Source organism: Klebsiella quasipneumoniae subsp. quasipneumoniae, assembly GCF_020525925.1.
Taxonomy (GTDB): domain Bacteria; phylum Pseudomonadota; class Gammaproteobacteria; order Enterobacterales; family Enterobacteriaceae; genus Klebsiella; species Klebsiella quasipneumoniae.
On record NZ_CP084876.1, the window covers coordinates 89,867 to 104,131 of the forward strand.

12 protein-coding genes and 1 tRNA gene are annotated in these 14,265 nt (G+C 58.9%); 3 read left to right on the plus strand and 10 right to left on the minus strand.

Annotated features, from left to right (window positions below; all coding sequences use genetic code 11):
- Window positions 1–40: 40 nt before the first annotated feature.
- From LGM20_RS00455 to LGM20_RS00470, 4 genes are all read right to left on the minus strand, one after another.
- Window positions 41–331, minus strand: coding sequence for a putative quinol monooxygenase (locus LGM20_RS00455; RefSeq protein ID WP_023291393.1), 291 nt, complete (start codon window positions 329–331; stop codon window positions 41–43).
- 1 nt (window position 332) lies between these two features.
- A complete protein-coding gene (locus tag LGM20_RS00460) occupies window positions 333–1,340 on the minus strand; it encodes a zinc-binding alcohol dehydrogenase family protein (RefSeq protein WP_044525062.1) in 1,008 nt (335 codons plus the stop codon).
- A 112-nt stretch (window positions 1,341–1,452) separates the two neighbouring features.
- Window positions 1,453–1,920 (minus strand): DUF3237 domain-containing protein, encoded by a 468-nt coding sequence (locus tag LGM20_RS00465; protein WP_032454383.1) that lies wholly within the window; start codon window positions 1,918–1,920, stop codon window positions 1,453–1,455.
- A 165-nt stretch (window positions 1,921–2,085) separates the two neighbouring features.
- Window positions 2,086–2,180, minus strand: a tRNA-Sec gene (locus LGM20_RS00470).
- 288 nt (window positions 2,181–2,468) lie between these two features.
- Between LGM20_RS00470 and LGM20_RS00475 the strand changes: the two genes are divergently transcribed.
- Both LGM20_RS00475 and LGM20_RS00480 read left to right on the plus strand, forming a co-directional pair.
- Complete coding sequence (locus LGM20_RS00475; protein ID WP_044525061.1) at window positions 2,469–2,663, plus strand: hypothetical protein; 195 nt, start codon at window positions 2,469–2,471, stop codon at window positions 2,661–2,663.
- Window positions 2,664–2,694: 31 nt separating this feature from the next.
- On the plus strand, window positions 2,695–3,417 hold the full coding sequence (locus LGM20_RS00480) for a MurR/RpiR family transcriptional regulator (RefSeq protein WP_044525060.1): 723 nt from the start codon (window positions 2,695–2,697) through the stop codon (window positions 3,415–3,417).
- A 108-nt stretch (window positions 3,418–3,525) separates the two neighbouring features.
- Here LGM20_RS00480 and LGM20_RS00485 read toward each other — a convergent pair whose 3' ends face one another.
- From LGM20_RS00485 to LGM20_RS00500, 4 genes are all read right to left on the minus strand, one after another.
- On the minus strand, window positions 3,526–4,905 hold the full coding sequence (locus LGM20_RS00485; protein WP_032454377.1) for a family 4 glycosyl hydrolase: 1,380 nt from the start codon (window positions 4,903–4,905) through the stop codon (window positions 3,526–3,528).
- A gap of 12 nt (window positions 4,906–4,917) precedes the next feature.
- A complete protein-coding gene (locus LGM20_RS00490) occupies window positions 4,918–6,477 on the minus strand; it encodes a PTS transporter subunit EIIC (RefSeq protein WP_044525059.1) in 1,560 nt (519 codons plus the stop codon).
- A 247-nt stretch (window positions 6,478–6,724) separates the two neighbouring features.
- Window positions 6,725–8,440, minus strand: a complete 1,716-nt coding sequence (locus LGM20_RS00495; protein ID WP_044525058.1) for an AsmA family protein — start codon at window positions 8,438–8,440, stop codon at window positions 6,725–6,727.
- A gap of 151 nt (window positions 8,441–8,591) precedes the next feature.
- On the minus strand, window positions 8,592–9,983 hold the full coding sequence (locus tag LGM20_RS00500) for a nucleobase:cation symporter-2 family protein (RefSeq protein WP_004150226.1): 1,392 nt from the start codon (window positions 9,981–9,983) through the stop codon (window positions 8,592–8,594).
- Between the two features lie 283 nt (window positions 9,984–10,266).
- On the opposite strand from LGM20_RS00500, the gene gltS reads away from it, so the two are divergent.
- On the plus strand, window positions 10,267–11,469 hold the full coding sequence (gene gltS, locus LGM20_RS00505; RefSeq protein ID WP_032454381.1) for a sodium/glutamate symporter: 1,203 nt from the start codon (window positions 10,267–10,269) through the stop codon (window positions 11,467–11,469).
- Between the two features lie 220 nt (window positions 11,470–11,689).
- Here gltS and glpK read toward each other — a convergent pair whose 3' ends face one another.
- Together glpK and LGM20_RS00515 are read right to left on the minus strand one after the other, a co-directional pair.
- Window positions 11,690–13,201 (minus strand): glycerol kinase GlpK, encoded by a 1,512-nt coding sequence (glpK, locus tag LGM20_RS00510; protein ID WP_004873089.1) that lies wholly within the window; start codon window positions 13,199–13,201, stop codon window positions 11,690–11,692.
- Window positions 13,202–13,222: 21 nt separating this feature from the next.
- Window positions 13,223–14,074, minus strand: coding sequence for an MIP/aquaporin family protein (locus LGM20_RS00515; RefSeq protein WP_012967047.1), 852 nt, complete (start codon window positions 14,072–14,074; stop codon window positions 13,223–13,225).
- Window positions 14,075–14,265: the final 191 nt, after the last annotated feature.

Consider the following 14,265-nt stretch of genomic DNA (forward strand, 5'->3'; position numbering starts at 1 on the left):
GCGAAGGGCGTGATTTGTCGCCCCCCACCTGCTGGTCCGCTTAGGGCTCAATCGCCGTCAGGTAGTCCAGCCGCAGCGGCTCAGCCAGCAGACGCTCCATCTGCGTAACAAACGCCTGAAAATAGGGCATCTCTACATGCGCATCAAGGGCGTCCTGCCCACGCCACGCTTCGCGCATGTAGAAAGTGTCCGGCGCGTCGCGCAGCTGGAACAGCGCGTAGTCGAGATTGCCCGGCTCCTGTCTCGTCGGCAGGAGCAGCTTCTGCAGGGCCTGGCGCAGCGCGTCCGTTTGGCCTGGTTTCGCCTTGAGCACGGCGAGCAGGGTTATCATCTTAAAATCCCTCCAGCACAATCTTGCCCACCGCGCGTCCGGTTTCCAGCTGGCGATGCGCTTTCTGCAGATTGTCGGCAGTGATGGCGCCGTAGTGTTCGCCGAGGGTGGTTTTGATCGTGTGGTTGTCGATCAGGGCCGCCACGCGGGTCAGCAGCTGATGCTGGGCGATCATGTCATCCGTCTCAAACATTGAGCGGGTGAACATAAATTCCCAGTGCAGGGAGAGGCTTTTGGCTTTCAGCGGCACCACGTCCAGGGTCTCCGGATCATCAATCAGCGCCAGCTTGCCCTGCGGGGCGAGGGCGTCAATCAGCGCGTTGAAGTGCTGGTCGGTGTTGGTCAGGCTGGCGACATGGGTCACCGCGTTGATGCCGATACGCGCCAGCTCGTCGGCGAGCGGCTTGCTGTGATCGATAACATGGTGCGCGCCCGCCTCGCGGACCCACCGTTGACTCTCCGGACGCGAGGCGGTGCCGATCACCGTCATGGCGGTCAGTTTGCTGGCCAGCTGGGTCAGGATCGAGCCCACGCCGCCCGCCGCGCCGACGATCAGCAGCGTGTCGCCCGCGTTGCCGCCTTCCGTGACGCCGAGACGGTGAAACAGCAGCTCCCAGGCGGTGATCGCCGTCAGCGGCAGCGCGGCGGCGGAGGCGTTATCGAGGGTGCGCGGTTTGTGCGCCACCAGGCGCTCATCCACCAGCTGATATTCACTGTTGCTGCCGGCCCGGCCCAGGGCGCCGGCGTACCAGACCTCATCGCCTGGCGCGAACAGCGTCACTTCCTCGCCGACGGACTGCACCACGCCAACGGCGTCCCAGCCCAGCACCCGCGGCGTGTCGCCCTGGAAGCCGGCGCGCACTTTGGTGTCTACCGGATTGACCGAGACCGCCTTCACGGCAACCAGCAGGTCACGCCCGTGGGCGGAGGGGACCGGCAGGTCGATCTCGGTTAAAAAAGGGATATTGTCGCCGTCAGCGGCGGCTTGAGTAATGGCGATAGCTTTCATAACTGCTCCGGTCTGTGAATCGGGTGAATAAAGCGATGACGCGATAGTAGACCGGTGCCGGGAGGGGAAAAACGGGTTAACGGCAATAACAGTTATATGCAGAAAGTGAAAATCAGCCCACCTGATAGAAATCGAGCATCACCCCATCCTGAGTACGCCCGCCAGCACAGATAAACAGCGAGGTGGTTAGCCAGCTGAGCGCGGGGGTATCCACCTCGAAGGTGGGGACGGTGCGAAAATAGATATCTTCCGGCGGAATAGTGCTAAAAAAGCGCATATCGTCGGCGAACAGTTGGTCATGATAGTGGGCCGGCACCCGGCGGATACCGTTGTTTTCCACGTACACCGTCCCTTCCTCCACCTGCAGGGCATAGCGGGCGGATAGCCTGCATGTGCCGTCGGGCCCGATAATCTGGCTATCGACGCCGCCGGGCAGCACGTGGCCGCGCAGTTGACCCGAGACGCTGCCGCCGAGAATCGGGATCAGCTGGCGCTTGCCGGTCTGCGGACTGCGGGAGACTATCACCGGTTTATCAACCTGGATGGTAATGGAAAAACAGTGTCTCAGTTCGGGGGTCATCATGGCTCTCCTGTTTCGGTTGGCAACGACACGCGGCCTTTGCGTCAGTGTAACGGGTTTGCAGGAGACAAAATAACGCAGGGTTTGGATGAAAATGATTGGCTGAGATGATGGGTTTTGCGACTCAGTTTGGTTGGGCGTGGCTGTGGGCGAGCAGAGGCAAACTGGCGGAAGATCACAGGAGTTGAACCTGCCCGGGACCGCTGGCGGCCCCAACTGGATTTGAAGTCCAGCCACCTCACCGGAGATGACGATCTTCCGCGCCTCGATTGCTACATGGAGGCGGGGCGCATTATAGCTACTTTCAGCCGTTTACCACATACCTGAACGCACTTTTTTACTGTTAAAACTGGACTTTGCAGAACAGTCTGAGACAAATCCGTTCAAAATCCATGAGTTACACTTTTTCATACTCTTTTCAGGCTAACGCGATCGCAAAATACATGAAACATATTCTGATAATGACCTAATTCATCTTCCTGCGGCAAAGGCTGATAAAAAATGTAACCGGTACCCATCTGTGGTGCCGCCAAGGGAATTGTGCCCATATGAAAGATCCTGTTTTGTCCGTCAAAGAGAAAAATGGCTACGGCATCATGGGCGACGGCGCCACCCTCCCCATTATTCTCGCCTTGTTCACCCTCATTTCGGCGGAGAGGGTTTTTTTATTCCATTTTTGTACAAAAAGTAACATTCATTTCAGTCTGGTGACTCAGGCCGCAGACGCTATTCCTGAACGGTGATAGCGTATGCTGCCGCTGAGAGGAGCCCGCCATGGACTTAGAAAATATCTTTCGTGACGTGAAGCTAAGCAAAACGGAAATGACCGTGCTGCGCTTTATCCAGAACGACCCGGAGCTGTGTATCCGCCAGGGGATCCGCGCCGTGGCGGAGCAGTGCTACAGTAACCCCTCCTCGCTGGTGCGGTTGGCGAAAAAGCTTAAGTTCAGCGGCTGGCTGGAGCTGGTCTATTTCATCAAGTTCAATATCACCATGCCGAAGCTCGATGTCACCAACGATATCGACTATATGAGCATTCAGCCGGCGGAGGCGCTGACGCCGCTGCTGGCAAGCCTTGCGCAGCAGCGCGTCCTGATCCACGGCAGCGGTTTTTCGCAGTTGATTGCCCAGTATATTTATAACAAGTTCCTCGTCACTGGGGTGAATGCCAGCCTGGCGCTGTGGCCGGATTACGAAATCCTTGAGCAGAAAAACGCCGCTCGCTTCGACTCCATCTGGATCATTTCTAAATCCGGGCGCAGCAGCTCGGCGCTCAACTGGGTGAAGGCCATGGAGGGGAAGGAGATCAACCTGGTCTGCTTTACCGGTGATTATCAGAGCCCGCTGGCGCAGGCTGCGGATACGGCGTTTATCATTCACGATCCGCAGAAGTTCGACGATGATATTTACTGGAGCAACCCGTTTTTCGGCTACTGCATCCTAGGCTTTGAGCGGCTACTGAAGATGTGGTTTACCCGCGCACCTGGCAATAGCTAGCCCCGCTAAGCGCAGTGCCGCCGGGCAATATATCAGGCGCCGCGCCGCCATGTTGCCGGGTGGCGGCTGCGCCTTACCCGGCCTACGCCTCCAGGTCCGGTCAGTGATTTACCGCCAGGCGGCGAACTGCTTATCGTCGAGATAAGCTTCGACCAGGGTTTTCGCCAGCGACCAGGAACCGATCAGCGGGTGCGCCATCAGCGCCCGCACCGCCAGCGACTTATCCTGCTGCAGGATCGCCGCTACCGCCAGCCGCTCATACTCTTTCACGCAGGAAATCATATTCTTCTGCGCCGTCGGCACCTTCGTCGGCGTGACCGGCCTGAGGCCCTCCCGGCTCAGGTCGCAGCTGATCTCAATCACGTCGTCAGGGCGCAAAAAGTCGAGCGTGCCATTATTCTGGATCGACACCACGATCCGCTTGGTGGTGGTGCTGTTCACCGCTTCCAGAATATCCAGCGCCACCCCGGCATAGCCGCCGGTGTCCGGCTCTTCGATAAACTGCCGCAGCGTCAGCGGCTCGCGGGTATGAAATTTCTCCTGCCGGGATTCGTTCTGCATATAGCTGTTTTCCCGGCGCAGGTAGTGCTGCATCCAGATATTGAAGGCGGCTTCCGGCTGCGTTCTGGCATCCACGGTGCGCAGCGCCTGGCGCATCTCCTGATTGATACGGGCGATCTGCTCCCCGCGCGTTTCGCCTGCCCCCTGAATCGCCTTCAGCGCCTCGTCGCGATAGTAGTAATAATAGAGATATTCGTTGAGTAACTGGTTATCGCACAGCCGCACCAGCTCGGGTGAGAAGTACTGCATCGCGGTCTTCTGGTACAGCGCCGGGCTGGCGATCAGCCGCTCGGTCACCGCTTCCCCGCGCACGGTGAAGTGGGTAAACCAGGAGAAATGGTTCAGCCCATAGCATTCCACGCTCAGGTCGCGCTCCTCACAGCCGAGGATCGCCGGCAATTCACGAATCAGCTCGGAAGGCGCATCGCAGATCCCATAGACCCGACGCTTAAAGCCGGACTTGACGATCGCTTCCGTCACCAGGCCTGACGGGTTGGTAAAGTTAAACAGAATGGCGTCTTCGGCGGCATGGGCTTCGATCAGCCGGCAATAGTCGAGGATCGCCGGGATCGAGCGCATAGCCATCGCGAAGCCGCCGGCGCCGGTGGTCTCCTGGCCGAGGGTGTTATGTTGCAGCGCAATGCGCTCGTCGCGAATGCGGCTTTCATCGCCGCCGACCCGCAGGGTGGTAATAATATAATTGGCGTTTTGCAGCGCCGCGACCGGGTCGGTGGTGGTCGTGAAATGAATATCCGGGCGAATGGTCGTAAATACATAGCGGGCAATTTCGCCAAATATCGCCAGATTATCCGCAGAGTTATCGAGAAAAACCACCTCCGTTAAACCAATGCGGTGAGCATTATATGCCAGAGATTTCGCTAAAAATGCAGAGCGAACGCCGCCCCCGCCTAATACGGTTAATTTCATACAAACTCCTCATTAATTTTCTGCTAACCAGTTATCAACCCGGGAACGTACCTGTCCCACTTTTACGCCATAAATAACCTGAACTTCATTACGATTGCGCACCACGCCGTTGGCGCCGGTATTTTTTAATTGCGCGTCATCAACTTGCGCCATATCGCGCACGGCTACGCGCAGACGAGTAAAACAATTATCGACGGAGAGAATATTCTCCTTGCCCCCGAGGCCGCGGATAATGTCATCGGTAACCGACTGCGGCTGCGCGACTTTCTGGCGGTACTCCGCTTTGCTGTAGAGCTTCACGCTCTCGTCATCTTCCCGGCCCGGCGTTTTCAGATTCAGCTTCACCACCAGGGTGCGGAAAATCACGTAGTAGACGGCGAACTGGCCGATCCCGATAAGGACATATCCCGGCCAGCGCGTTAAGGAGACCGGCAGCGGCAGGTTATAGATCAGAAATTCGATCAGGCCCGATGCGCCCCAGGGGCGTACGGTGAAGAGGTCGCAAATGGCCTGCGAGGCGGCGGTTAACGTCGCATGGATCACCCACAGCAGCGGCGAGACAAACAAAAAGGTGAACTCAATCGGCTCGGTGATGCCGGTCAGCATGGAGGTGATAATCGCCGGCAGCAGAATCGCCTTAGCCATTACTTTTTTCTCCGGCTTCGCGGTGTGGTAGAACGCCAGCGAGGCGCCGGCGAGGCCGAAGATGGTGGTCATCCCTTGCTGTGAGAAGCGTAGGGCCTCATTCATCACCGGGGTCAGATCCGGGTGGCGCATATAGGCGAGGAAAATGGCCTGGGTACCGGAGACCACCTGGCCGTCCACGTTCAGGGTGCCGCCAATCTGGGTGAGCTGGAAGGGGGACCAGACAAAATGGTGCAGGCCGGTCGGGATAAGAAATTTTTCAAAGAAACCATAGACGAAGACCCCGGCGACCCCGGCATTTTTCATAAAGCCGGTGAGGGCGGAGATGCCGTGGGTCATAAACGGCCAAATCCAGGTAAAGGCGATGGCGTAGAAGATAACCACCGGCGTCATCGCCACCAGCGTCAGCTTGGCGCCGCCGTACATCGACAGCGCGCCGGGCAGGTCAATGGTAGAGACTTTATTGTGCACCCACGCGATGGTGCAGCCGAGAATAATGCCAAGGAAAACGCCCATATCCACCACCACAAAGCCCAGCAGCTGGGTTTGCCCGGTGCCATAATATTCACCGTTAATTTTTTCGGCGAGTCCGTGGGTGTGTTCCAGCCAGGAGTGGTTGGCGCCAAGAAACATAATGAAGCACATCACCGCAACCAGCGCGACTTCGGTTTTTTTATCTTTTGCCAGACCATAGCTAATGCCGACGCAAAATAATAAGCCGAGGTTGCCAAATAAAGGCCAAAAGGTGTCGCCGAGCATCTGCCCAAGCTGGTGCAGGAAACTGGTTTCAGCAATTAATGTCGGATTAGTTAATACTGAACTGAGGGCCAGAATTAAGCCAATGACCGGCAAGAACAATACGGCGCCGATCATGGCCCGGGAGAATTTTTGCATATTCTCCAGAATACGCTGACGTATTTCAGGCATGATTGATCCTTTTATATTTTTGTAGGGACAGGGAGCGGTTTTTTATCGACTTCCAGTATTTTGGTTATAGCAACTCTGATATTTGAAGGGAACCAGTAGCGGTAAATAGGCACAGATAGGCGCTTATTGCACACAGGTTTCAGAATGCCTGCAGACCCTCTCCCTGACAGGGAGAGGGCGTAGCCAGAGCGGCGTTTTTGCAGAGAAGCCTTCCCTCTCCCGTGGGGGAGAGGATGATGGGATATCGCTATGGCGTGACGGGAGCGGGCGCTGGCGCGGCGGGGGCGGTATTGACCTCGCCGTTGCGCATCGTTTGCGCCACCTGCTGTTTCTCCATGTTCACGGCGCTAAGCTGTGCGTTGACCGTCGGCTTGAGCGGGGCATCGGCCTGCACGCTGCCGCTGGCGGTCAGCTGGAGATTGCCATCCCCGCTGATGGGGAGCGAAGGCCAGCCCCAGGCCTGCAGAATATTCAGCGGCACGCCGCGGCCGTTCAAGCTCAGATTGACCTGGCGCTGCGGCAGCTGGGATACCGCGGCGGTGGCCTGCAGGATACCGCGCTCGGTGAACGCGCTGAGCTCAGTGATATTGAGCGTCGACGCCGTGGCGCTCAGCTTGAGTGAAGGGCGGCGCACGTCAATTCGGTTAAAAGTCGCCGCCGCGGCGTTCAGCGTCGCGCTACCGTTCCACACCCCCCAGCTGCCGTTTTTCACCAGCTGAAGCTCGCCGCCATAGCCATCGAGAGCGGTAATTTGCCATGGGAAGGCAGGGTCCACATCGATGATCAGGTTGCGGCTGGCGCTGAATTTTTTCAGCGTCAGGCTTTGCAGCCAGGCCGGCAGCGGCGTCATCCACAGCGGCTTCCAGTTCGCCGGCAGCGTGTACTCCAGCCCGGCGAAGGCGGTGTCGTCGAGCACCAGCGCGTTACCGGCGCGCAGCCAGTTGCCGGAGGTTCGCACCATGCCGCCCTCCCAGCGCGAGGAGAACTGGCGCAGGGCAATACCCTGGGGTGAAAATTCGGCATTCACGATCGGGTCGAAAAAGTGCAGCGAGCCGTAGATAAATTCGCTGGCATTCATCGACAGCGTGCCGTCCTGGCTCTGCCAGCCGCCGTGACTGAGCGTCAGGTTGCGCAGGTTCAGGTCGAGGTCGGTTACCGCCCAGTCCGGCCCCTGCAGGCGGGCGTCGGTGATATCCAGGCGGCCAATCTGCAGAGAGGGGACCGTGGTTAAGGGCGCGAAAAAGTCGGCCAGCGAGGCGGCGCTCTGCAGTCGGATCTCATTTAGCTGAAGGTTATCCACCAGCCAGCTGCCGTCGGCGCTGCGTTTCGCATTGCCGGTTAAGGTGCCGCGGGCGACATCGGCGCCGAGGGTGGAGAGGGTGACTTCGCCCTGATCAATCTTGCCCTGAATCAGGACGTTGCTGGCTTCGACGCCGTTGAGCGTCATTGAACCCGCGCTCATCTGGATCTGCGCCGTTTTCCCCAGCACATTGCCTGCCTCCGGCGCCCATGGACTGACGCCGCCGGTGACGCGCTGCGCGCTGAGCGCCCAGCCGGTTTCCGGACTATTGAAAGCCATATTGCGCAACATCAGCCGGTCGGCAGCGAACGGCAGGTCGGCAGAGTGGGGGGACAGATTCAGGGTACCGTCGTTAAGGACAATCTCATCCGCATGCAGCGGGTCGCTAAACTGGCGGGTGCTGAAGCCAATATCGACCGTTTTCGCCACCAGGGTTGCCGGCTTGCCTTCCCGGCCAAAGGTGACGTTTTGCAACTGCACATGCAGAGGGGAGGAGAAATCATGATCCATCGCATCGAAGGAGACCTGCCAGCCGGTGCCATTGCTGAGCCAGGCGCTGGCCTGGCGGGCGCCCCAGTGGGTTTGCAGCAGGAACCACGCGCCAACCATGACGAGCAGCAGAGCGACTAGCAGCCAGAGAATCAGCTTTCCAAGAAATTTCATGGTCTTCCATTCTGTGAGATGCACATAACCGTGTTATGCCCGATTTAGGCGCACTTCTCAAGGCAGGCGTGGTTTATTTCCGTGACGGAGCAGGCGGTGGAGGACAACAGGGGGGCGTCCCGGCCGATGGCACGACCGGGGGCGCGTTAAATCAGGCTTTTTCCGGCGGGAAAATTAAATTCAGAACAATCGCCGTGATACCGCCGGCGGCGATGCCGGAGGAGAGCAGATTCTTCAGCCAGTCCGGCGCGAACTGCAGGATCAACGGCTGTTGCGACACGCCGAGGCCCACCGCCAGCGACAGGGCGATAATCAGGATCGCCCGGCGATTCAGCGGCTCGCGGGAGACGATGCGCACGCCGGACGCGGCGATGGTGCCGAACATCACCAGCGTGGCGCCGCCGAGCACCGGCTCAGGGATATGCTGTACGAAACCGCTCACCGCCGGGAACAGCCCGAGGACGATCAGCATCAGCGCTACCACAAAGCCGACGTAGCGGCTGGCGACGCCGGTCAGCTGGATCACGCCGTTGTTCTGGCCGAAGCAGGAGTTCGGGAAGGTGTTGAAGACCGCGGAAACAAAGGAGTTGAGGCCGTTAGCCAGCACGCCGCCTTTCAGGCGTTTCATATACAGCGGACCGGAGACCGGCTGCTCGGAGACATCGGAGGTGGCGGTGATATCGCCGATGGTTTCCAGGGAGGTGATCATAAACACCAGCATCAGCGGCAGCAGGAGGCTCCAGTCGATGCCGAGGCCATAGTACAGCGGCGTCGGAACGGTGATGAGGCTGCTGTTGGTCGGGGCGGTGTTGGCCGGCAGCATATCGAGGAACCACGCCGCCAGATAGCCCGCCGCCATGGCAATCACCAGCGAAGCGATGCGCAAATAGGGATTACGCTGGCGGTTGAGAATGATGATCAGCGCCAGCACGATGCCCGCCAGCAGCAGGTTCTTCGGCGCGCCGAAGGTGTGGTCGGCCATCGCCGCGTAGCCGCCGCCGATGGAGGTCAATCCGACCTGAATCAGCGACAGGCCGATAATCATCACCACCACGCCGGAGACCAGCGGGGTAATGATGCGGCGCGCCAGATGCAGGACGCGGGAGAGGACCATTTCCGTGCAGCTGGCCAGCATCAGGGTGCCGAACAGGGCGGCCATCATTGTCGGGACGTCGGCGCCGCCGGTTTTCAGCGCGGTGCCGCCCATGATGAGCGGGGCGACAAAGTTGAAGCTGGTGCCCTGGATGGAGAGCAGTCCGGAACCGACCGGGCCCCAGGCTTTGATCTGAATAATGGAGGCCACGCCCGAGGCGAACAGCGACATGCTGATGATATGTTGGGTATCTTGCGCCGGGAGACCGAGAGCCTGGCAGATTAACAGCGCCGGGGTGATCACCGCGACAAACATCGCCAGCAGGTGCTGGAAGGCGGCGAACAGGGTTTGCGGTAGCGGTGGGCGATCTTCGAGGCGGTAGATTAATTCGCTGGCTGGTTTATGCGCAACCGGTTGCGCATTTTCTGACTCTGCGGTGTTAACGGACATCACAAGCAATCCCAAGGTGGCAAAGCGGGAATTTTATCGGACTGTAGACCAAAAGCAAACGTTTGCCAGCGATTGCCCATAAAAATTTATGCCGTGAATATGCGCAACGAGATAATTAACATTTTGTATGCTAAATCGCATCATTCAGGATACAAAATATGTTTTCCTGTCATTTTTTCCGCCGTTCTGCGTAAAATCCCCCTCTGACTCCTCATGATGAGAAGCTAAAGACACCAGGAATATCGTCGCGTGTGAATGGATCATGCGCCATAAGGAGCTTTTTATGTTTCATCTCGATACCTTATCGACGCTCGTTGCCGCAACGCTTGTGCTGTTACTCGGCAGAAAACTCGTCCAAACCGTTCCCCTCCTCAAGCAATACACCATTCCTGAACCTGTTGCCGGCGGTCTGCTGGTGGCGCTGGCGCTGCTGGTGCTGAAAAAAAGTATGGATATCGAAATTGATTTCGATATGAGCCTCAAAGATCCGCTGATGCTGGCGTTCTTCGCCACCATCGGGCTAAACGCCAACCTCGCCAGCCTGCGGGCGGGCGGCAAGGTGCTGGGTACCTTTCTGATTGTGGTGGTTGGTCTGCTGCTGCTGCAGAACGCTCTCGGTATCGGCATGGCGAAGCTGCTGGGGCTGGATCCGCTGATGGGGCTGCTGGCCGGCACTATCACCCTTTCCGGCGGCCACGGCACCGGCGCGGCGTGGAGCAAGCTGTTCATTGAGCGCTATGGCTTTGCCAATGCCACGGAGGTGGCGATGGCCTGCGCGACCTTCGGCCTGGTGCTCGGCGGTCTGATCGGCGGCCCGGTGGCGCGTTACCTGGTGAAGCACTCTTCCTCTCCTGACGGGACGCCGGACGATCAGGTGGCGCCGACCGCCTTTGAAAAGCCGGACGTGGGGCGGGTGATCACGTCGCTGGTGCTGATCGAGAGTATCGCCCTGATCGCCATCTGTCTGACGCTGGGCAAGGTGGTTGCGCAACTGCTGGCGGGCAGCGTCTTTGAGCTGCCGACCTTCGTCTGCGTGCTGTTTATCGGCGTGATCCTTAGCAACAGCCTGGCGCTGGCGGGGTTGTATCGGGTGTTCGATCGCGCGGTGTCAGTGCTGGGCAACGTCAGCCTGTCGCTGTTCCTCGCCATGGCGCTGATGAGCCTCAAACTGTGGGAGTTGGCCTCCCTGGCGCTGCCGATGATTATTATCCTGGCGGTCCAGGCGTTGGCGATGGCGCTGTATGCGGTGTTCGTCACCTACCGGATGATGGGCAAAAACTACGATGCCGCGGTGCTGGCGGCGGGCCACTGTGGGTTTGGTCTGGGGGCAACGCCGACGGCGATTGCCAATATGCAGGCGATTACCGACCGTTTTGGCCCGTCGCACATGGCCTTCCTGGTGGTGCCGATGGTGGGGGCGTTCTTTATCGATATCGTCAACGCGCTGGTGATTAAGCTGTTTCTGCTGCTGCCGGTGTTTGGCTGATAAAAACCCGGAGGCGGTGCGCTACCTGATTATGTGGTCTGCGGGCTGTGTAGCCCGGGTAAGGCGTTTACGCCGCAACCCGGGGATACCCCGGGATTTATGCGCTGGCGCGGCTTCTCCCCGGCTCGCGCTGCGCTTAGCCGGGCTACGGGGTGTGCGGCCTGCTGGTTGTATCCCGGCCAAGGCGTTTACGCCGCCAGCCGGGAATACCTCAACAATCTTACGCTTCGTCGTGCTCTTCCCACGCCAGGGCGCGTTTCACCGCTTTCTTCCAGCCGCTGTAGCGATAGTTGCGCTCGGTGGTTTCAATGCCCGGGCGGAATTCGCGCTCAATCACCGCTTTCTCCTGCAGCTCATCAAGGTTCTGCCAGAAGCCGACCGCCAGCCCGGCCAGATAGGCGGCGCCCAGGGCTGTGACTTCGCGCACTTCCGGACGCTCCACACGGGTGCCGAGGATATCGGACTGGAACTGCATCAGGAAGTTGTTGGCCACCGCGCCGCCGTCCACGCGCAGGGCGTGCAGACGGATACCGGAGTCAGCCTGCATTGCTTCCAGCACGTCGCGGGTCTGATAGGCGATGGACTCCAGCGTCGCACGGATAATGTGGTTCGAGTTCACGCCGCGGGTGAGGCCGAAAATCGCGCCGCGGGCATACGGGTCCCAGTAGGGCGCGCCAAGACCGGTGAACGCGGGCACGACATACACGCCGTTGGTGTCCTTCACTTTGGTGGCGAAGTACTCGGAGTCGAACGCATCGCTGATGAGCTTCATCTCGTCGCGCAGCCACTGAATGGAGGCGCCAGCCATAAACACCGCCCCTTCCAGAGCGTAGTTCACCTCGCCGCGCGGACCGCAGGCGATGGTGGTCAGCAAACCGTGAGTGGAGGTCACCGCTTTTTCGCCGGTGTTCATCAGCATAAAGCAGCCGGTGCCATAGGTATTTTTCGCCATCCCTTCCTTGACGCACAGCTGGCCGAACAGGGCCGCCTGCTGGTCACCGGCGATCCCGGCGATAGGAATACGGGTCCCGCCTTTACCACCGATGTTGGTCTGGCCGTACACTTCGGACGACTTGCGCACTTCCGGCAGCATGGCGCGCGGAATATCCAGCGCGTCGAGCATCTTGTCGTCCCAGTCCAGGTCGTGGATGTTGAACAGCATGGTGCGCGAGGCGTTGGTGTAGTCGGTGACGTGCACGCGACCCTGGGTCATCTTCCAGATAAGCCAGGTGTCCACGGTGCCAAACAGCAGCTCACCGCGCTTCGCACGCTCACGGGAACCTTCGACATGGTCGAGGATCCATTTCACCTTGGTGCCGGAGAAGTAGGGGTCCACCACCAGGCCAGTGGCCTTGCGGATATACTCCTCCATCCCGTCACGCTTGAGCTGCTCGCAGATCTCTGCGGTGCGGCGGCACTGCCAGACGATGGCGTTATAGATCGGTTTGCCGGTCTCACGCTCCCACACCACCACGGTCTCACGCTGGTTGGTGATACCGATGGCCGCGATCTGATCGGAGTTGATATCCGCTTTGGCCAGCGCTTCGACCAGCGTCGAGCTTTGGGACGCCCAGATTTCCATCGGGTCGTGTTCGACCCAGCCTGGCTTAGGATAAATTTGTTCGAATTCTCGCTGGGAGACGCTGACGATATTGGCATCATGATCCATCACAACGGCCCGGGAGCTGGTAGTGCCCTGGTCAAGCGCAACGATATATTTTTTGTCGGTCATAGTCGGTGTCCCGTAGTCAGATTACAGCGAAGCTTTATGTTGAGTGGTGGAAGAGGAGGGGCTCTGTTGCTCTTCGTCCACGCAGGTGTCGCAAGGCAGGTGGCGGCCAATCAGCTTACGATAGCTGAACGCGCCCAGCGCCGCGCCGACCACCGGTGCGCACAGCGGCACCAGGAAATAAGGTATATCTTTGCCGCCGGTGAAGGCGACATCACCCCAGCCGGCCAGCCAGGCGAAGGCTTTCGGGCCGATATCACGCGCCGGGTTCATGGCGAAGCCGGTCAGCGGGCCCATGGAGGCGCCAATCACCGCGATCAGCAGGCCGATAAGAAGCGGCGCCAGCGGGCCGCGCGGCACGCCGTTGCCATCGTCGGTCAGCGCCAGGATGACGCCCATCAGGATAGCGGTAATCACCATCTCTACCGCGAAGGCCTGCACAAAATTGATATGCGGGTTCGGGTAAGTGGAGAAGATGCCAGCCAGATCAAGGCTTTCCACGCTGCCGCGTACCATATGGTGGGTGGTTTCATAATCGAGGAAAAGATTGTAATAAAGCCCGTAAACTAATGCCGCAGCGCAAAAGGCGCCAGCGAATTGCGAAATAATAAAAGGAACCACTTTGCGGCCATCGAAGCAGGCGAACAGCCAGAGCGCGATGGTCACCGCAGGGTTAAGGTGCGCACCGGATACCCCGGCGGTCAGGTAGATCGCCATGGCGACGCCCAGACCCCAGATGATGCTGATTTCCCATTGTCCGAAGCTGGCTCCCGCGACCTTGAGCGCAGCCACGCACCCAACGCCGAAAAAGATCAACAACCCGGTACCGAGGAACTCTGCGATGCACTGGCCTTTTAAGGTTGATGTTTGGCTCATAATCGAATCCTGAAGCGTGGTGATGATTATTGTATGTAGGGTGGTCACAGACGACCATATTGCCATGTAGGCATAGTGTTAATTTATCGTTAACGAGCAAAAACGAGAAATATCGAACTTCAAATGTGTGTACCACGTCAAGAAAATGAGCGTTTTCGCGCCATTTGCGCGCATTGAGCGCGCTGCCGGAG